The organism is Nesterenkonia sp. NBAIMH1 (assembly GCF_007922635.1).
Classification (GTDB): domain Bacteria; phylum Actinomycetota; class Actinomycetes; order Actinomycetales; family Micrococcaceae; genus Nesterenkonia; species Nesterenkonia pannonica.
Genome location: NZ_CP042335.1, coordinates 1,680,633 through 1,698,935, shown reverse-complemented (window position 1 = coordinate 1,698,935; position 18,303 = coordinate 1,680,633). Strand labels below are relative to the sequence as shown.

The 18,303-nt window shown below is 67.6% G+C and carries 21 protein-coding genes; 9 read left to right on the top strand and 12 right to left on the bottom strand.

The features are described from left to right. Position 1: 1 nt before the first annotated feature. Positions 2-1,033 carry a 6-phosphofructokinase gene (locus FS388_RS08040; RefSeq protein WP_146340947.1) on the top strand — a complete coding sequence of 344 codons (1,032 nt, stop codon included), beginning with the start codon at positions 2-4 and terminating at the stop codon, positions 1,031-1,033. Between the two features lie 13 nt (positions 1,034-1,046). Here FS388_RS08040 and FS388_RS08035 read toward each other — a convergent pair whose 3' ends face one another. Genes FS388_RS08035 through FS388_RS08030 form a run of 3 tightly spaced genes read right to left on the bottom strand, consistent with a single transcriptional unit; the run spans position 1,047 to position 2,643 of the window. After that, a complete protein-coding gene (locus FS388_RS08035) occupies positions 1,047-2,222 on the bottom strand; it encodes a folate-binding protein YgfZ (protein ID WP_210410168.1) in 1,176 nt (391 codons plus the stop codon). Positions 2,223-2,229: 7 nt separating this feature from the next. Beyond that, positions 2,230-2,352, bottom strand: a complete 123-nt coding sequence (locus FS388_RS13350; protein ID WP_256369548.1) for a hypothetical protein — start codon at positions 2,350-2,352, stop codon at positions 2,230-2,232. Between the two features lie 30 nt (positions 2,353-2,382). Then, complete coding sequence (locus FS388_RS08030; RefSeq protein WP_146340946.1) at positions 2,383-2,643, bottom strand: hypothetical protein; 261 nt, start codon at positions 2,641-2,643, stop codon at positions 2,383-2,385. Between the two features lie 161 nt (positions 2,644-2,804). Here FS388_RS08030 and FS388_RS08025 point away from each other — a divergent pair, with 161 nt between their 5' ends. From FS388_RS08025 to asd, 6 genes are read left to right on the top strand one after another with little or no spacing between them, the layout of a single operon-like run. Further along, positions 2,805-3,473 (top strand): response regulator transcription factor, encoded by a 669-nt coding sequence (locus tag FS388_RS08025; RefSeq protein ID WP_146341932.1) that lies wholly within the window; start codon positions 2,805-2,807, stop codon positions 3,471-3,473. A gap of 18 nt (positions 3,474-3,491) precedes the next feature. Continuing rightward, complete coding sequence (gene mshD / locus FS388_RS08020; protein ID WP_146340945.1) at positions 3,492-4,454, top strand: mycothiol synthase; 963 nt, start codon at positions 3,492-3,494, stop codon at positions 4,452-4,454. Positions 4,455-4,456: 2 nt separating this feature from the next. Next, positions 4,457-5,482, top strand: a complete 1,026-nt coding sequence (locus tag FS388_RS08015) for an NUDIX domain-containing protein (RefSeq protein ID WP_371708135.1) — start codon at positions 4,457-4,459, stop codon at positions 5,480-5,482. 10 nt (positions 5,483-5,492) lie between these two features. Then, complete coding sequence (locus FS388_RS08010) at positions 5,493-6,299, top strand: thymidylate synthase (RefSeq protein WP_146340944.1); 807 nt, start codon at positions 5,493-5,495, stop codon at positions 6,297-6,299. Between the two features lie 17 nt (positions 6,300-6,316). Continuing rightward, positions 6,317-6,841, top strand: a complete 525-nt coding sequence (locus tag FS388_RS08005; RefSeq protein ID WP_246836353.1) for a dihydrofolate reductase — start codon at positions 6,317-6,319, stop codon at positions 6,839-6,841. A gap of 45 nt (positions 6,842-6,886) precedes the next feature. Next, on the top strand, positions 6,887-8,089 hold the full coding sequence (gene asd, locus FS388_RS08000) for an aspartate-semialdehyde dehydrogenase (RefSeq protein WP_146340942.1): 1,203 nt from the start codon (positions 6,887-6,889) through the stop codon (positions 8,087-8,089). 9 nt (positions 8,090-8,098) lie between these two features. On the opposite strand, the gene FS388_RS07995 is transcribed toward asd, so the two are convergent. From FS388_RS07995 to nirD, 9 genes are all read right to left on the bottom strand, one after another. Further along, a complete protein-coding gene (locus tag FS388_RS07995) occupies positions 8,099-9,217 on the bottom strand; it encodes a UDP-N-acetylmuramate dehydrogenase (protein ID WP_146340941.1) in 1,119 nt (372 codons plus the stop codon). A 21-nt stretch (positions 9,218-9,238) separates the two neighbouring features. After that, complete coding sequence (locus FS388_RS07990; protein ID WP_146340940.1) at positions 9,239-10,018, bottom strand: amino acid ABC transporter ATP-binding protein; 780 nt, start codon at positions 10,016-10,018, stop codon at positions 9,239-9,241. Beyond that, complete coding sequence (locus FS388_RS07985; RefSeq protein ID WP_146340939.1) at positions 10,015-10,824, bottom strand: amino acid ABC transporter permease; 810 nt, start codon at positions 10,822-10,824, stop codon at positions 10,015-10,017. The genes FS388_RS07990 and FS388_RS07985 overlap by 4 nt, the downstream gene beginning before the upstream one ends. 5 nt (positions 10,825-10,829) lie before the next feature. Then, entirely contained in the window at positions 10,830-11,744 is a 915-nt protein-coding gene (locus FS388_RS07980) for an ABC transporter substrate-binding protein (RefSeq protein WP_246836154.1), read from the bottom strand. Between the two features lie 92 nt (positions 11,745-11,836). After that, complete coding sequence (locus FS388_RS07975) at positions 11,837-12,292, bottom strand: MaoC/PaaZ C-terminal domain-containing protein (protein WP_146340938.1); 456 nt, start codon at positions 12,290-12,292, stop codon at positions 11,837-11,839. Next, positions 12,292-12,750, bottom strand: coding sequence for a MaoC family dehydratase N-terminal domain-containing protein (locus FS388_RS07970; RefSeq protein WP_146340937.1), 459 nt, complete (start codon positions 12,748-12,750; stop codon positions 12,292-12,294). The genes FS388_RS07975 and FS388_RS07970 overlap by 1 nt, the downstream gene beginning before the upstream one ends. Next, positions 12,747-13,028, bottom strand: a complete 282-nt coding sequence (locus tag FS388_RS07965) for a hypothetical protein (protein WP_146340936.1) — start codon at positions 13,026-13,028, stop codon at positions 12,747-12,749. Before FS388_RS07965 ends, FS388_RS07970 begins: the two co-directional genes overlap by 4 nt. Positions 13,029-13,062: 34 nt before the next feature. Beyond that, the gene (locus tag FS388_RS07960) at positions 13,063-13,848 is read right to left on the bottom strand and encodes a sirohydrochlorin chelatase (RefSeq protein WP_246836153.1); all 786 of its coding nucleotides are present in this window, start codon (positions 13,846-13,848) and stop codon (positions 13,063-13,065) included. After that, the gene (gene nirD / locus FS388_RS07955; RefSeq protein WP_210410167.1) at positions 13,845-14,189 is read right to left on the bottom strand and encodes a nitrite reductase small subunit NirD; all 345 of its coding nucleotides are present in this window, start codon (positions 14,187-14,189) and stop codon (positions 13,845-13,847) included. Before nirD ends, FS388_RS07960 begins: the two co-directional genes overlap by 4 nt. A gap of 185 nt (positions 14,190-14,374) precedes the next feature. Here nirD and nirB point away from each other — a divergent pair, with 185 nt between their 5' ends. Together nirB and FS388_RS07945 are read left to right on the top strand one after the other, a co-directional pair. After that, positions 14,375-17,092 (top strand): nitrite reductase large subunit NirB, encoded by a 2,718-nt coding sequence (nirB, locus tag FS388_RS07950; RefSeq protein ID WP_146340934.1) that lies wholly within the window; start codon positions 14,375-14,377, stop codon positions 17,090-17,092. A gap of 26 nt (positions 17,093-17,118) precedes the next feature. Next, positions 17,119-18,297, top strand: a complete 1,179-nt coding sequence (locus FS388_RS07945; RefSeq protein ID WP_146340933.1) for a uroporphyrinogen-III synthase — start codon at positions 17,119-17,121, stop codon at positions 18,295-18,297. The last annotated feature ends 6 nt before the right edge of the window (positions 18,298-18,303 follow it).

Sequence of the window (18,303 nt, the reverse complement as noted above, 5' to 3'; positions counted from 1 at the left end):
TATGCGCATAGGACTGCTGACCTCCGGGGGCGACTGCCCCGGGCTGAACGCCGTGATCCGAGCAGCGGTGCTGCACGGAGAGAAGAGCTTCGCCGATGAGTTCGTGGGCTTCCGAGGGGGCTGGCGCGGTCTCATCGAGGCCGACTACTTCCCCCTCAGCCGCCACGACGTCCGAGGCATCTCGCGCAACGGCGGCACGATTCTCGGCACCTCCCGGACCCACCCCTACAACCATCCCCAGGGCGGGCCTGAGAACATCATCGCCACCATGAAGGCACACGACGTCGACGCGGTCATCGCTATCGGAGGCGAAGGCACCCTCGCCGGTGCGAAGCGGCTGGCGGACGACGGTGTTCCCGTGGTGGGCGTGCCCAAGACCATCGACAACGACCTCAAGGCCACCGACTACACCTTCGGCTTCGACACGGCGATCAGCATTGCGACGGACGCGATGGACCGGCTGCGCACCACCGGAGAGTCCCACCACCGCGCCATGGTCGCGGAGGTGATGGGGCGCCACGTCGGATGGATCGCCCTCCACTCGGGCATGGCCGCAGGCGCTCACGCCATCCTCATACCCGAGCAGCGAGTGAGCATGGACCAGATCTGCGAGTGGACTGAGCAGGTCCACTCGCGCGGCCGCTCGCCGCTGATCGTCGTCGCCGAGGGATTCATCCCGGAGGGCGCCGAAGAGGCTCTGGCCGGCAAGGGCGTCGAGGACTCCGGCCGCCCCCGACTCGGAGGAATCGGAGAGTGGGTGACAGCTCAGCTCGAGGAGCGCACCGGGATCGAGACGCGCAACACCACGCTCGGACATATTCAGCGCGGCGGAAACCCGACGGGCTACGACCGGGTGCTGGCGACCCGCTTCGGCATGCGCGCCATGGATCTGGTCCACGAGGGCGCCTGGGGCCACATGGCCTCACTGCGAGGCACAGAGATCCTGAAGGTGAACTTGGAGGAGGCGCTCGACGGGCTCAAAGAGGTGCCGCTCTCGCGATACGAAGAGGCCAAGATCCTCTTCGGCCGCTGACTCGGCGGCCGAGTCAGCGGGGGCGGCCGCGCAGGAAGTCTCCCTGCGGACGTCCGACCGCCTGCCCAGCGTCCGGACGAACGATCAGCTCCTGCCCCGCGGCGTAGAACACCGGCTCCGGCACCTCTTCTGATCCCTCCTCGGCGGGAGGCTGATCGCGCACCACAAGCTGCGCCTCAGGGTCGACCTTCCGCTTGACCAGGGCCAAGGCGATAGGACCTGCCTCGTGGTGGCGGGCCACCGAGGTCACTCGCCCGACCGGACGCTCCTGAGCCATGCTTTCGCGACTGCCTGCATCCTTCGGCGCGAGGACGTCAGCTCCTGGTGCCGGCATCGTGTGCTCGGAGCCGTCAAGGTGCAGGAACACCAGGCGCCGTGGGGGGTGGCCCAGGTTGTGCACCCGCGCGATGGTCTCCTGACCCTTGTAGCACCCCTTGGTCAGGTGCACCGACGTCCGGATGAGGTCCAGCTCGTGGGGAATCGCCTTCGCGTCCACGTCCCAGGCAAGCCGCGGACGCCACGCAGCGACGCGGAGCGCCTCATACGCCCACACGCCCGCGAGGCCTGTTCCGTGCTCAGAGAGAAGATCTGCGCTGCGCTCAAGCTGCTCGCGGGGCACGACGGTCAGCAGCCAGCACCAGTCTCGGCCGGGGTGCTCCTCCTCGGCCACGGCCGTATAGGGCTCCGCGCCCGGGGCCAGGTTCGGCCACGGGTCGGCCCACACAGCCGGCGCACCCAGGCTTTCGGGCAGACGAGCGGTGGAGCCCAGCACGGCGAAATCAGCGCTGCGGTCCGTGATCTCGACCCGAAGCATGAACTTCATCGAGTCCAGCCATTCGGCCAGCTCCGCACCGTGGGAGCCCTCAGTGATGAGCCAGGCAGTCTCACCATCGTCGGTGATGGCGGGCGCCTGTTCGATGCGGCCGGAGATGTCCAGAAGCAGCAGCTCGGAGGAATCCCCCGGCTTCAGGCCGGCGACCTGCTGAGAGCTCAGCGTGGTCAGCCACGACAGACGGTCCGGCCCAGACACTGTCACCACCGCACAGTGAGACATGTCCACAGCGGCCCGTCCGTCCGCAAGTGCGCGCTGCTCGGCGACTGGACTGCCGTAATGGGCCGCGACGCCTTCGTCGGGCCCGGAGGCGGCCACCGCGCCGGGACGGTTCAGCAGGGGTGAGGGTGAAGCCACTGCTGAATCAGCGCTGACCCTTGTAGAGGCGTGAGAGCACCAAGTAGGCGACGTATCCGATCACCAGGCCTGCCAGAGCGATCAGGCCGATGAAGAACACCTCAAGTGCAATGATCTGTGCGTCAGTCATAGCGGTCAGTGTACCGGCTCACACGCGGCACTAGCCCAGCCAGAGTCGCTCGATGACGTAGGCCGCAGCCCCGGCGCCCAGCGCACCTGCGGCCAGGCCGCCCACCATGGTGAAGGTCCGCTCCAGCCTGCGCGGCCCCGCTCCCCACAGCACCTGGGCAGTGACCGCAGCCATGAAGCCCACCGCCAGGACGCCTGCAGTCGCCATGGCCGGCTGAACACCGAGAAGCACTGCGGCCGCGACAGCAAGCACCGCGGCGGAGGCGGCCACAAGCAGGGGGGTCTTCATCACGGCTCCATCCTGCCAGAGACTCAGGTCACGCCATGGTTATACTCAAGCTCGGACCAGACCGGGCCTTTTTCGTATGGCGGACATCGCTGTGCCCGGACCCGTGGCTGCGGTGTAGTGTCGCTGGCCAGAGTGAGTTGTTCCGATGAGTGGAGGGAATGCCGATGGCGCAGGTGCTTCTGCTCTCTGACTCCCCTGAGGATGCACTGCCGTCGCTGGAACTGCTGAACCACCGGGCTCGACCGTTTCCCGCTGAAGCCTCCTCCATCGTCCGTGCTCCCACGGTCGACATCACACTGGTGGACGCACGCAGCAACCTCAGCCACGCGCGGTCGCTGTGCCAGCTGCTCAGGTCCTCGATGCTGTCTCCGGTCATCGTGATCGTCAATGAGGCCGCCCTGCCGACGCTGAACGAATCGTGGCAGGCCGACGACTTCATCCTCACCGGCGCCAGCCCCGGCGAAGTCGATGCCCGCATCCGCATGGCCGCCGTGGTCACGCAGGAGGAGGCGCCCGCCGGCGAGATTCGGGCCGGAGCCATCGTCATCGATGAGACGACCTACATGGCCACCATCCACGGCAAGCTCCTGAACCTCACGTACAAGGAGTTCGAGCTGCTGAAGCACCTGGCTCTGCACCCGGGGCAGGTCTTCACCCGTGACCGCCTGCTCCATGAGGTCTGGGGCTATGACTACTTCGGCGGCACGCGCACAGTGGACGTCCATATTCGTAGGCTGCGCTCCAAGCTGGGGCCTGAGCACGAATCGCTGATCGGCACTGTGCGCAATGTCGGATACCGGCTGCTGGTCGACAGTGACGCCGACGCCGGGTGATCCCACTACCCTGGGGACATGAGCTCACATGCGCCGCAGATACTCCCAGCTCTTCTCAATGCGGAACTCGCCGACCAGCTTCTGACGCTCGCTGACGCCGCGCACGCGGCGGACGGCGCGGAGCCGTTCAACGATGAGACGAAGGCGCAGATCCGGGCCGGAGCACAGGGAGAGCACCCTTCGGCCACAGTGATCGGTGCCTGGTCCGCAGACGGCTCCGGAGGAATGGTGCTCACCGGCGCCGGCCTCGTCCTCCACTCCCGCGCGGAGGTCGGCACGGAGTCCGTGCTTGAACTGGTGGTCCATCCGGAGCAGCGCGGCCGCGGAATCGGGACTGCGCTGATGGAGCGCCTCTCCTCGGACACGCTTGCCCCGGAGGAAGGCCGCGTCCGGAGGGCCTGGGCCCATGGAGGTCACCCCGCTGCTGCGCGGCTCGCCGCTCGGTGGGACTGGGAGCCTGTCCGAGAGCTGTGGGTCATGCGTCATACAGACCCCGGCAGCCTCCCAGATGCCGCGCTCCCCGACGGCGTGCGCATCAGACGCTTCATGCCCGGCCACGACGAGGACGCCCTGCTGCGCGTCAATGCGGCAGCCTTCGCCGATCACCCGGAGCAGGGACGCTTGGACCTGAATGATCTGCGCGCACGGATGGCAGAGGAGTGGTTCGACCCTGCGGGCCTGCTGATGGCCTGGGAGGACGGCGCGCTGCTGGGGTTCCACTGGACCAAGGTGCCCCTGCGCGACGGCGCTCCCGGCCCGGTCGGAGAGGTCTACGTGGTCGGCGTATCACCGGACGCCCAGGGGCGCGGGCTCGGCAAGCAGCTGACGCTGGCAGGGGTGCAGCACATGGCGTCGCAGGGCCGGACGGAGATCATCCTCTACGTGGACGCGGCCAATGCTCCGGCCGTCGGGCTCTATCGCAGGCTGGGCTTCGAGGTGTTCAAAACCGACACGCAGTATGCCCCGGCTGGTACTTTTTGAGTGTGAACCGTCCGGAGCCCCTGGATCCATCGCCGCTGCTCATGCAATACGTTCCCCGACGCCGCAGTGCGTCGCTCTCCGACGACGGCACTCAGGCGGAGGTCCTCGCGGCGGGTGCGCTCATCTGGCGCCTGTATCAGGGACAGCTCCAGGTGCTGCTCATCCATCGCCCCCGCTACGACGACTGGTCGTTCCCCAAGGGCAAGCTCGACGAGGGTGAGACGCTGCCCGAATGCGCAGTGCGGGAATGTGCTGAGGAAGCATCCGTGAAGATCCGCCTGGGCGTTCCCCTGCCGGTGACGCGGTATGAGATCCAGGGACAGAGCGGCCCCCGCACCAAGGAGGTGTGGTATTGGGCCGCGCAGATCATCGACGGCAGGCCCAAGCCGGACGGCCAGGAGGCCGATGAGATCCGCTGGGTCACTCCCGAGCAGGCCCGCGGCATGCTCAGCCAGCCCGGAGACCTCGAGCCGCTGGATGAGCTGCAGCATCTCTGCGACGAGACGAGGCTTCACACGGTGCCGTTCGTGGTGCTGCGGCACGCAAAGGCGAAGCCCCGCTCATCCTGGTCCAAGCCGGAGTCGGAGCGCCCGCTGGCCGCCACGGGCAAGCGCCAGGCCAAGACCGTGGAGCAGCTGCTGTCTGCGTGGCGTCCTCGCACCCTGCACTGCTCCCCCTGGAAGCGGTGCGCGGAGACGGTCGCCCCCTACGTCAAGAAGCATCGCCATCGCATCAAGTACCGCAAGTCGCTCACCGAGAAGCGTGCCGCCCAGGATCCGGCCAAGACGGCGCGCCGGGTGCGCCGGTCGCTGGAGCTGGTCGTGCCGAGCCTGGTGTGCACGCACCGGCCTGTGCTGCCTCTGGTGCTGAACGCCTTGGAATCGTGGCTGGATTCGCCCTCATTGGCCGAAGCGATCCCGCAGGCGGACCCGTACCTGCAGCCGGGCGCGGTTCTCATTGCCCAGCAGGCGGTCGACCGGGGCGGGCGAATCGTCTCCCTTGAGATCTACGAGCCCTACGAGGATTAGACTCGTCTGCGTGAACGCCATACGCACACCCTATGAGGACTTGCTCGCCGACGTGCTCCACCACGGAGCCCTCAAAGAGGACCGAACCGGCACGGGGACCCGCAGCGTGTTCGGGCGACAGATCAGGTTCGACCTCTCGGAGTCCTTCCCGCTGATCACCACCAAGCGGGTCTACTTCAAAGGCGTCGCACTCGAGCTTCTGTGGTTCCTGCGCGGTGACTCCAACAGCACCTGGCTGCAGGAGCGCGGCGTCCGGATCTGGAACGAATGGGCGGACGACGACGGCGAGCTCGGCCCCATCTACGGCGTCCAGTGGCGCTCGTGGCCGGCTCCCGACGGCACCAGCATCGATCAGATCGCGCAGGTCGTCGAGCAGATCCGCAGCAGGCCGGACTCGCGCCGGCACGTGGTGAGCGCATGGAATCCGGGGCAGATCGATGAGATGGCGCTTCCTCCCTGCCACATCCTGTTCCAGTTCTACGTCGCCGACGGACGGCTCTCGTGCCAGCTGTATCAGCGCAGCGCGGACATGTTCCTCGGCGTGCCCTTCAACATCGCAAGCTACTCGCTCCTGACGCTCATGGTGGCCCAGCAGACCGGGCTGGAGCCCGGCGAATTCATCTGGTCCGGCGGGGACTGCCACATCTATTCGAACCACGTCGAGCAGGTCCGCGAGCAGCTGGAGCGCAGCCCGCGGCCCTATCCGCAGGTGAGGCTGGCCCGCAGGCCCGACTCCATCTTCGACTATGCCTACGAGGACTTCGAGGTCCTCGGCTACGATCCCCACCCGGCCATCAAGGCACCGGTCGCCGTATGAGGCGCGGGGTCGTGGGAATGATCTGGGCTCAGACCCCGGAGAGGGTCATCGGCGCCGACGGCGGCATGCCGTGGCACGTGCCCGAGGATCTGGCCTACTTCAAGAGCATCACCGCCGGCTGCCCCGTCGTGATGGGCCGACGCACCTGGGAGTCCCTGCCGGAGCGCTTCCGGCCTCTGCCGGGGCGGGTCAACATCGTGGTCACCCGCAGCGCGGAGCAGCGAGGCCGTCTGGCCGGGGAGGGCGCGGTCCCGGCGGAGTCGCTGGAGGAGGCCCTGGACGAGGCGCGCGAGCACGTCAACGATGCCTCCAGCCTCATCTGGATCATGGGCGGCGGCGGCGTCTACGCCGAGGCCGTGGAGAGGGATCTGGCGGATCTGGCCAGTGTGACGATCATCGACACTGACGCACCGGGGGACACCTACGCCCCGGAGCTGCACCCCTCCCAGTGGGTCATGGCCGGCAGCGCCCAAGGTGAGGGAAGCTGGGACACCTCGGAGTCCGGCACACGCTACCGATTCGAGACGTACCGCAGAGTGTGACCGGGGCCCTGCGCGGGCTTTCGGGAATTCGCTAAGGTGGGTGCCATGACTTCTGCGCCTGCTGCGTCCGCAGCCACCTCGTCCGTCGCCGCCGAAACCCCCTCAGTGGGACTGATCGGCTGGCGCGGAATGGTCGGCTCCGTGCTCCTTCAGCGGTTCGTGGACGAGGGAGACGCTGCGCACTTCGACCCGGTCTTCTTCTCCACATCCAACGCGGGCGGCCCCGCACCCACCTTTGAGAACCTGGAGCCGCAGACGTCCGAGCTCCAGGACGCCTATGACATCGACGCCCTGCGGAAGCTCCCCATCATCGTCACGGCGCAGGGCGGGGACTACACCAAAGCCGTCTACCCGAAGCTCCGAGAGGCGGGCTGGGACGGCATCTGGATCGACGCCGCCTCCACCCTCCGCATGGATGGCTCCAGCATCATCACCCTGGACCCCATCAACCGCGACGTCATCGACGCCGGCCTCGACGCGGGGGTCAAAGAGTTCATCGGCGGCAACTGCACCGTCTCCTGCATGCTGATGGGCCTGGGCGGGCTGTTCAAGGAGAACCTCGTGGAGTGGGGCACCGCGATGACCTACCAGGCTGCCTCCGGAGGCGGCGCCCAGCACATGCGGGAGCTGCTGACCCAGTTCGGCGCCCTGAGCAGCACTGTGGGGGCGGAGCTCGACGACCCTGCCTCCGCCATCCTGGACATCGACCGTAAGGTGCTGGAGGCCCAGCGCACCGGTGTGGACGCGTCCCAGTTCGGCGTTCCGCTGGCCGGCTCGCTGATCCCCTGGATCGACGCCGACCTCGGCAACGGAGTTGCAAAGGAGGAGTGGAAGGGCGGTGTCGAGACGAACAAGATCCTCGGCCGCGGCGACAGCCTCGCTCCGGGTGTTGAGCGCCGCGGGGACGCCATTCCCTTCGACTCGCTCTGCGTCCGCGTCGGCGCCCTGCGCTCCCACTCCCAGGCGCTGACTCTCAAGCTCCGGGAGGACCTCTCCGTGGGGGAGATCGAATCGATCATCGACAAGGGCACCGAGTACTCCCGGGTCATACCGAATGAGAAGGACGCCACCGTGGCCGGGCTGACGCCTGTCGCGGCCACCGGTGAGCTCACGATCCCCGTCGGCCGCATCCGCAAGCTGGAGATGGGGCCCGAGTACATCAGCGCCTTCACAGTCGGCGACCAGCTTCTCTGGGGCGCGGCGGAGCCGCTGCGCCGCATGCTGCTGATCGCCGTCGGGAAGCTCTGAGCGGCTGCGTCAGAGGGCACAGCCGACCAGCACCGGCTCCGGGTGCAGATCGATGCCGAAGGCGTCCAGCACCCGGTCCCGGGCGGCGCGGGCGACGGTGAGCATATCTGCGGCGGTGGCCGAGCCCCGGTTGGTCACCGCAAGTGTGTGCTTCGTGGACAGCGAAGCGCGCCCGTCCGTCAGCTCCGCCCCGAATCCGCGGCCGGCGCCGGCGTGCTCGATGAGCCACGCCGCTGACAGCTTGACCATCGGCTCGTCGGCTTCGTCATGCCCGGCCGGAAACCTCGGGGCCTCCTCCGGCACACCGACGGCGTCCGACGCACGGAGAATGGGGTTTGTGAAGAACGACCCGGTGGACCACGTGTCGTGGTCCTGCGGATCCAGAACCATACCCTTGGAGCTCCTCAGCTCCAGCACCTTCTCCCGGACCTCGCGCAGGCCGGTTCGGCGCTCCTCCGGGGGAAGGTTGGGGTCCATGCCCAGCTGCCTGGCAAGCTCGGCGTAGCGCACAGGGGCGGACAGCGCGCGTCCCGGTGCGTGGTGGAGGCGGAAGCGGACCTCGACCACCACATAGCGCGGCGACTCGAAGATCGTCTCCCTCTTCAGCAGCGAGTCCCGGTAGCCGAACTGCAGGTCCTCGTTGGTCAGGATGATGCGCTCATCCTCCACACGGTCCCATACGGTGACATCGAGGATGGTCTGCGAGACGTCGGTGCCGTAGGCGCCCACGTTCTGAACCGGCGACGCACCGACGGTTCCGGGGATGCCCGAGAGCGCCTCGAGCCCGTAGAGGCCCCGGTCCACGGTCCATGCCACCAGCGCCTCCCAGGAGTGCCCGGCGGCGACCGTGACGATGACGGCGTCGTCCTCAGCGGACCTGTCCGGGACCGCGCTGATGCCGGAGAACGCCAGCTGCAGCACGGTTCCGCCGAACCCCTCATCGGAGACGAGAAGGTTGGAGCCACCGCCGAGGACCAGGAGGGTGTCGCGTCCTGCGGCACGATCGGCATCGCTGGGCAGGTGGTGCTCCCGGAGCACGGCAAGTGCCAGCTGGTCGGAGTACGCGGTGACCCACTCCCCCGCGCTGCCTCCGACCCGGGCAGTCGTGTGGTGGGCGAATGTCTTCATCGGCACTGACCCTACCGGAGGCTACTGCTCGGAGAGGGGGTTCAGAACCCGTCGGAGGAAGTCCTGTGTGCGAGACTGCTGCGGCGCACCGATGACCTGGGCCGCCGAGCCCTCCTCCACCACGACGCCCTGGTCCATGAAGACGACACGATCGGCCACTTCGCGTGCGAAGCCCATCTCGTGGGTGACCACGATCATGGTCATTCCGGCCTGCGCCAGCTGACGCATGATGGCCAGCACGTCGCCCACCGTCTCCGGGTCCAGGGCTGAGGTGGGCTCATCGAAGAGCATCAGGGAGGGCTTCATCGTCAGGGCCCTGGCGATGGCCACGCGCTGCTGCTGACCGCCCGAGAGCTGATCCGGGCGCCGTTCCGACAGATGCTTCAGGCCGACCTTCTCCAGCTGCTCCATCGCGTCCGCCTCGGCCTGATCCTTCGAGGCCCTGAGCACCTTCCGCGGAGTGACGGTGCAGTTCTCCAGCACGCTCAGATGAGGAAAGAGGTTGAACTGCTGGAAGACCATGCCGATCTCGCGACGCATCGCGTCGAGGTTCACGTCAGGGTGCGTGGCCGTGTGCTGCCCCACCGTGATCTGCCCGGCGTTCGGCTCCTCCAAGCGGTTCACGCAGCGCAGCAGCGTGGACTTGCCGGATCCGGAGGCGCCGATGAGGCACACCACCTCGCCCGGCTCCACCCGCATGCTGATGCCCTTGAGCACCTCGTTGTCACCGAAGGACTTGTGAAGATCCTCGATGGTGACGCCTGCCGGCGTCTCCGGCGTGAGGTTCGCGCTCGCGCTCATACCTTCACCTTCTTTCGCCGCGCCGGCCTGGAGCCGCGGGTCTCCATACGTCGGGCCAGAAGGCTCAGCGGAATGGTGATGAGCAGGTAGCAGAAGCCGGCCACGACGAGCGGCGTCAGACCGGCCTGGTACATGTTGATGCCGTCCCGGCCCATCTTGGTCAGCTCCGCTGCACCGCCAGCCATACCGACCACAAAGATGAGGGAGGAGTCCTTCGTCAGCAGGATGGCCTCGTTGGTCAGCGGCGGGAGGACGATCCGGAATGCCTGCGGAATCTGGATGGTCACCATGGCTCGCCAGGCGGGCATGCCCAGAGCCCGAGCCGCCTCCACCTGACCCTTGGGCACGGCCTGCAGTCCGGCACGGAGCGTCTCGGCGATGTAGGCGGACCCCACAATGGCAAGTGCCGACGAGGCGACCTGGAGCGTCGAGAGGTTCCAGCCGAAGGCCAGGGAGGCGCCGAAGCCCAGAGCGATGAACACCAGGATGGCAGGGATTCCGCGGAAGAACTCAATGTAGGCGGTGGCCAGCCAGCGATACACGGGGAAGGTGGCCAGCCGCATGAGCGCCAGCACCGTGCCGCCGAGCAGCCCGAACACGAACCCGAAGAACGTGTACTGCAGGGTGTTGACCAGTCCGAGCGTAAAGATCTCCGGGAACATCGGCAGCACAGGCTCGACGTTGAAGAAGCTCTGCCCAATCGCCGTCCAGTCGACCACGATGCCCAGCACCACGACGACCAGGACGAAGAGCCCAGCCTGGATGCCCAGGCTGATGCGCTGCCTGGTCCGGTTGGAGAGGTCCATATGGATCAGTCGTCAGAGTCCTCGTCGGCGTCCTCGTCCTCGACGTCGCCCTCTTCAGCGTCCTCGCCTTCGCCCTCTTCAGGGGTCTCGTCGGACTCGAACCAGCGCTGCTCGAGCTCGTCCATGTAGCCGTTCTCCTCGAGCTGAGCCAGGACGTCGTTGACGGCTTCGATGAGCTCTTCGTTCTCGAGCTGAGCGGCGATGCCGAGCTGCTCGCCGGTCTCGATCTCCTCGACGAACTCGAACTCGTCAGAGTCCCCGGCCTGGTAGCCCAGGATGGAGATGTTGCCGACTGCGGCCTCGACCTGACCGGCCTCAAGGCCTTGGATGAGCAGGCCGGAGTCCACGAACTCGACAGTGTCGAGACCCATCTCCTGGGCCTCATCGGCGCCGGTGGTGGCCTGCTGCACGCCCACCTGAGCGCCTTCTGCGTCCTCGAGCGACTCGATGCCGGAATCCGCTGCGGCCAGCAGACCCAGATTGTCGTCCAGGTAGGGGTCGGAGAAGGCCATGTTGCCCTGACGCTCCTCCGTGATGGAGATGCTAGAGATGGCGAGGTCGCACTGCTCGGCGTTCAGGGAGACGCCGGACTGGATGCCTTCGAAGGCGGACTCGATGATTTCGAGGTCCTTGTCCATGGCGTCCGCAATGGCCTGAGCGATGTCGATGTCGAAGCCGACGACTTCGCCGTCCTCGTCGTAGTACTCGAACGGCGGGTAAGGCACGTCCGAGCACACCTGCAGGGTGCCCTCCTGAAGCGTGGTGACCTCTGCGTCGACGGTGATGTCGAAGTCGACGTCCGACTCGGCCTCTGCCTCCTCCGCGTCGTCCTCACCGTCGTCTCCGCAGGCGGTCAGGGTCAGGGCGGCGATTCCGGCGAAGGCCGCAGCCTTCATCCAGGGCGTCTCAGCAAAAGTCATGGGGTCCTCACAGGTGCGATGGTGCTCAGTGATATCAGGCGATTATAGGCACAGCTGGTCCCGGCGGCGGGTGAACGCCGCCCCGTCGAACGTCAGAGGCGGACGAGAGCCTGCGTCTTGGCCAGCACCTTGGTGCGGGACTCCCCCTCGACCAGTTCGACCGTCAGATCGATGCGAACGGTTCCTGCCTCTTCGTCGAGCTTGCCGACCTTGCCGGAGACCTCCAGCTCGGCGGTCGGCTCCGAGGGAGAGCCCGAGTCTGCGTCGGCCACGGGGACGGGCTTGGTGAAGCGTGTCTGATAGTCCAGGATCGCACTCGGGTCGCCCGCCCATTCGCTGACGATGTCCGAAGCAGCGCCCATGGTCAGCATGCCGTGGGCGATGACCCCGTCGAGGCCGACCTCCTGGGCGAAGCGTTCGTTCCAATGGATCGGGTTGTGGTCGCCGGAGGCTGCGGCGTAGGCGACGAGGTCAGCACGGGAGAGGCTGATGCGGCGCGTGCCGATGCTCTGGCCCTTCTCCAGCTCGGTGATCTGCGGTGCGGCCATCAGGCAGCCTCCTCGTCGTCGGCGCGGACCAGGAGCGAGGACGTCACCGTGGACTTGGCCTCACCGTCCTGGTTGGTGATCTCGGTGACGGTGGTGACCATCGCCCCTCCGCCCATCACACGGATGCGCTCCAGCGTGGTCTGGCCGGTGAGGGTCTCGCCCGCTGTGATCGGGGCATGATGGGTGAACCTCTCCTCGGCGTGCACCACCCGCGAGAAGTCGATGCCGGCGGCCGGGTCGCTGACGACGGAGGCCTCAGCCCGCTGCGCGACGAGCACCGCAAAGGTCGGCGGCGCCACGAGGTCGGCGTGGCCGAGCGCGACGGCCGCTTCGGGGTCCGTGTGCGCCGAGCCCCGAGCCTTCACAGAGGCCGCGAACTCGCGTATCGCCTCCCGGGAGACCTGGTACGGCTGGGCCGCCTCGTAGGTGTGCCCTTCTCGTTCCGTGCTGATGCTCATGCACTGTTCCTCTCAGCGTCTTCCTCCGCGCCGCGGGCGCGAATGATGTGGGCAGCCTGCCTCTTGCGCAGCCCGATGCCCATCAGGTGGGAGACCATGCCGATGCCGAGCGTCACGAGCCCCACGGTCTGCAGGGCCGGGGTGTCCGTCATTCCGGAGGCGACGATCAGGATGATCCCGATCAGGCTGCCGGCCATGCCGATGATCAGAGCGGCGCGATAGGCAGTGGTGCCGGTTGACCACGGGTCCATCTGGGCGTTGGAGAGCTGCTGGGACATCCCCCTCATCCTACCGTCGTGGGGGAGCCGCCGCTCATGCCGGCAGCGCCCTGAGGCCGGCGCGGAATCGGTCCAGAACCAACTCTGGGATGCCGTCGGGGACGCTGCCCTCCAGCAGAAGAGGCTTCGCCACCACGTCTGCGCCCTGTCTGCGCAGCAGGCCCTGGAAGTAGCCGGGGGCGAGCAGATAGCTGGCAATCGCGACTCGCCCTCCAGGGGAGTCCGCACGCGCCTGCTCGACGGCCCGGTGGACCGTCGGCTCCGCAAACGAGAGGTAGGAGGCGGTCACGGGGACGCCGAGATGGTCTGCGAGCATCTCGGCCGTGGTGCGGACATCCTGCTGGGCCGAGGTGTCGGAGGAGCCCGCTCCGCCCAGAACGATGGTGTCCCGGCTGAGGTCGGCGCCGGCTTCGCGGAGCCGCTGCGCCATCGCGCGGACGAGCCGCTCGTCCGGACCCATGGCCGGCGCCACAGCCACCGGCTGATTCGCCTCCTCGAGGGCCTCCTGCATGTCGACGTTCACATGGAAGCCCGCCGACAGCAGAAGCGGAACCAGCACCGCAGGGGCCCCCGGGGGAAGAGACTCCAGGGTGGCCGCAATGTCCGGCTGCTCCACATCCACATGGCCCAGCCTCGTCTCGCTGACCGACGCGGCCCCGCCGGCGAGCGCCGCGACCCGCTCGGCGAGAGCCTTCACCGCAGCTCGGCCCTTCTCCGACGAGGTGCCGTGCGAGATGGCGGCCAGCGCCGCAGCCCTGTGCGGGCCTGAATCTTCCGGAGCAGTGCTGTGCAGGTCTGCTCCGGAGGCGGAGACGCTCACGCTCTGACCTCGATCTGCCCCTGGGCGACGCGGACTTCGTAGGTGCTGATGGACGCTGCCTCGGGATCGGAGAGGCATTCGCCGGTTTCGAGGGCGTAGACCTGCTTGTGGATCGGCGAGGCGATCGTCGGGGCGCCGGCCTTGGAGCCCACGATGCCTCGGGCGATCACGTTCGCTTCGGCCACGGGGTCCCAGTGGTCGACGGCGAAGACCCTGTCATCGGGCAGTCGGACCAGTGCGATCTGCTTGGAGCCCACGAGGGCGGCTTCGCCCCACATCGGGTCCACGTCGTCCAGGCGACAGATCGTCTGCCAGGAGGTCATCTCTTCGGTGTCAGCCATCGGACCTCATCGTAGCCAGCGTTCGTTTCAGATGAACAGGTCGGGCGTAAAACAGATCTCACAGGGTGCCCCTGCGTTCGTGAGGAGAGCGTCACATCGGTCTCACACCGCGGTCACGGCCCTTTAATGCGCACCTGTCACGGTGGGTGAGCAATCAGACTGCCCCGACGAAGGTGATAGCCATCATGTCTGCTCACGCTCCCGCACCCAGCGCCGACCGGCGTCGCCATGTCGCTGTGGTCGGCGGCGGCCCGGCCGCACACCGTCTGGTGGAGGCCCTGACTGACAGGAATGAGGCCAGCCTGCGCATCAGCCTCTTCACCGAGGAGGCGCTTGCGCCCTATGACCGGGTGGCGCTGTCCAAGCGGTTCGAGGACCGCGAGAACAATCTTCTGCTGGGCGATGAGAGTCTGTGGCAGAACCCGCAGGTGCAGCTGCACACCTCCACTGCAATCGCTGCGCTGGACGCTGAGGCCAAGACGATCACGGACTCCTCGGGCGCGGTCCACCACTACGACGACGTCGTTCTCGCCACCGGCTCCTCGGCAACCCGTCCGCCCATCGACGGGGACCAGCACATTGCGGTCTACCGGACCCTCGATGACGTCGACTGGCTGGTCGACGAGGTGAGGCGGCTGGCTGAGGAGCTCGGCCGGACCCCTCGCTGCACGGTGATCGGCGGCGGACTTCTGGGGCTGGAGGCCGCCGGAGGGCTCAAGGGCCACGGGGCGGACGTGACGATCGTGCACTCCCGTGAGTACCTCATGAACGCTCAGCTGGATGAGGGCGGGGGGCGGACCCTGAACCGGCTGCTCTCCCAGGAGGGGTACACCCTGAGCCTGGGTGAGCGTCCGGCGTCCGTCGCTGAGAGCGATGATCCTCAGCAGACGCGGTTCTGGCTGCACTTTCCGCAGAAGGAGGCGATCGCCTCTGATCTGGTGGTCGCGGCGATCGGGATCACCGCGCGTGACGAGCTGGCCGTCGCCGCCGGGCTCGAGCGCAGCTCGGCCGGGGGTGTGGTCATCGATGAGACCTGCGCCGCCTCCGCCGAGAACGTGTGGGCCATCGGCGAGGTCGCCAGCTTCGACGGCATCTGCATGGGCCTGGTGGCTCCCGCCAACGCGATGGCAGAGGTCGTCGCGGACCGGCTGTGCGGCGGCGAGGCCAGCTTCGAGGGCTTCGACACGGCCGCCAAGCTGAAGCTTGCGGGCATGGATGTGGCGAGCTTCGGCGACACCCTCGGCACCTCGCCCCACGCACTGGAGGTCACCTTCGCCGATGCGTTCGCCGGCATCTATCAGAAGCTGGTGGTCACCGATGACGCCAAGACTCTTCTGGGCGGCGTGTTCGTCGGCGACGCCTCGCCCTACACCGCGCTTCGCCCGCTGCTGGGTCGGGAGCTGCCTGCTGAGCCGGGCGCCTTCCTCTCCTCCACCGGGGGCGGGGTGGACATGGATCTGCCTGACGACGCCGAGGTCTGCTCCTGCAAGGGAGTCGAAGCGGGGCATCTGCGATGCGCTGTTCGGGGCGAGACCACCGGTGAGCCCGTCAGCGACATGGGCGGGATGAAGAAGTGCACCAAGGTGGGCACTCAGTGCGGCTCCTGCATCCCCATGGCGAAGAAGATCATGGAGAAGGAGATGGCGGTGCAGGGCATGGAGGTCTCCGCAGCCATGTGCGAGCACTTCGACGACTCCCGCCAGGCCCTCTTCGCCAAGGTCAAGGACGCGGGGCTGCGCAGCTTCACCGAAGTGGTCGACCATTTCGGCTCCCCCGCCGACAGCACCGTCAACCTCGGCTGCGACATCTGCAAGCCCGCGATGGCATCCATGATCGCCGCGCTGCACGACGAGTACATTCTGGGCGAGGGACGCGGGGCCCTGCAGGACACCAACGACCGCGCGCTGGCCAATATGCAGAAGAACGGCACCTACTCGGTGATGCCGCGGATCCCGGCCGGTGAGATCACCCCGGACAAGCTGGCCGCCATCGCCCAGGTGGCCAAGGAGTTCGGGCTGTACACGAAGATCTCGGCCGCCCAGCGCATCGACCTCTTCGGCGCTCGCCTCGAGCAGCTTCCGAAGATCTGGATGCGGCTGGTCGACGCCGGCTTCGAATCCGGCCAGGCCTACGGCAAGGCCCTGCGCAACGTGAAGTCCTGCGTGGGGACCACGTGGTGCCGGTACGGGCTGCAGGACTCGGTGGCGATGGGCATCCGCCTGGAGAACCGGTACAAGGGCATCCGGTCCCCGCACAAGATGAAGTTCGGGGTCTCCGGATGCGCCCGCGAGTGCGCGGAGGCGCGGGCCAAGGACGCAGGCGTCATCGCGACCCCCGACGGATGGAACCTCTACGTAGGAGGCAACGGCGGCGCCACCCCGGTGCATGCGCAGCTGCTGGCCAAGGACCTCGACGACGAGACGCTGCTGAAGTACATGGACCGCTACATCATGTACTACATCCGAACGGCCGACCGGATGCAGCGCACCGCGCGCTGGATCGAAGAGCTCCCCGGCGGCGTGGACCACATCTACGACGTCGTCGTGGACGATTCCTTAGGCATCGCCTCGGACCTCGAGGAGGCCATTCAGCGGCACGTGGACCGGTACGAGGACGAATGGACCGCCACCCTCAACGACCCCGAGAAGCTCCGTCGGTTCCGCAGCTTCATCAATGCCCCGGATGCCCCCGACACTGACCTCAAGTACGTGGTCGAAAGGGATCAGGTCCGGCCTGCCACGCAGGAGGAGAAGCAGGCCGCCGCCTCAGGGACCGGGCCAGTTCTGCTGGGACCGGAGATCCCCGTCCGCTCCACTGGGTCTGCGGAGCCGGAGGCTGAGGAGGAGCCGGCCGCGGAGCCTGAGCTGGAACTGGTGGGCGCGCCCGCAGACGGGCGACTGTGAGCGAGCCGGGCACTAGGCTTGGCGCTGTGGAACCTGAACCCGACCCCCAGGAAAGGTCCGCAGCTCCGGGCGGCCCCGCAGAGGCGCCCGCCGCTGGGTCGCTGCCCCAGACCCTGTCCGGGTTCCGCATCGGCGTCACCTCGGACAGACGCTCCGATGAGCTGATCAGCGCCTTCGAGCGCCGCGGCGCGGACGTGATGCACGCTCCCGCCCTGCGGATCGCCTCACTCACCGAGTCCATCAGCCTGCAGCACGATACGAACAAGGTGGTGGAATCCGCCCCCGACTATGCCGTCATCACCACGGCCTACGGGATGCGCCGCTGGGCCGAGGCGGCCGAGGCCTACGGCGTATGGCCGCAGCTCTTCGACGCCCTGGAGAGGGCCTCGATCCTGGTGCGCGGCCCGAAGGCCCGCGGAGCCGTCCGCGCGGTGGGGCTCGACGACGACGGGGCCGCTGAGGATGAGCGCACCGAAACGATGCTCGACATGCTCCTGGAGAACGACATCTCCGGGAAGACGGTCGCCTTCCAGCTGCATGGGCTCCTCAACCATGACCAGGTCTCACGGCTCGAGGCGGCCGGCGCGCGGGTCATCACCGTGATGCCCTACACGTGGACGAAGCCGCCGGAGGATTCGGATCTGCTGAGAATGATCGATGCCGTCATCGAGCGGCAGCTGGACCTGGTGACGTTCACCGCAGCGCCTGCGGTGGATGCCATGCTGGGCGTCGCTCAGCAGTACGGCAAGCGGGAGAGCCTCATCGAGGCTCTCCAGACCGACGTGATCGCCGCGGCCGTAGGCGGGGTGACCGCGCAGCCTCTGGAGGAGGCGGGAGTGGAGGCGGTCACGCCCCATCGCTGGCGCCTCGGTGCGATGATCAAGAAGGTCATCGATCATCTCGAGACCCATCACACCATCCGACTGGACACCCAGCTGGGCCCCGTTGAGCTCCGGGGGGCCGAGTTCCGGGCGCCCGAGCTGACCGACGATCCGGTCCGCCTGGCGCCTGGGCCCCTGAGCCTGGTCCGCACGCTGATGGAGGCCGAAGGCGCCACCCTGTCCAGGGAGCACCTGCTCGAGCAGGTGAAGTGGTGCGACTCCGAGCATGCCCTGGAGATGTGGGTCTCCCGGCTCCGCAAAGCCCTTCCCTCCTCCGAGCTGGTGCAGACCGTGGTCAAGCGCGGCTACCGCATCAAGACCTGAGAGTCC